General features: G+C 70.3%; 1 protein-coding gene. It reads right to left on the bottom strand.

The window, feature by feature from the left end:
- Nucleotides 1-246, bottom strand: a 246-nt coding sequence (locus tag C493_RS21935; protein ID WP_007261698.1) for a hypothetical protein, incomplete at both ends; no start/stop codon positions are given.

Below are 246 nucleotides of genomic sequence, written 5' to 3'. Positions count from 1 at the left end.
CAGCGGGAGCCCCGGCGTCGGAAGCCGCTGCTGGTAGCGAACCCCGAGCGAGGCGTGCTCGCCGTCCTCGTCGGTGTCCATCACCGTCGCTCCCGCGGGTCGAACCGACGGCACTTCCTCGTCGTCGACGACCTCGAGGTCGAGATAGGTCGGGGAGCCGGCGACCTCGAACTCGAGGTCGTCCATGAGCTCCGAGCCCTCGAGGTGGCCGCTGCTTGCTTCGACGTCCCCGGCGAAGACGGCCTG

This window comes from Natronolimnohabitans innermongolicus JCM 12255 (genome assembly GCF_000337215.1).
Lineage (GTDB): Archaea > Halobacteriota > Halobacteria > Halobacteriales > Natrialbaceae > Natronolimnohabitans > Natronolimnohabitans innermongolicus.
Note: the sequence above shows the minus strand (reverse complement) of the source record. Positions and strands in the feature narration are given on the sequence as shown.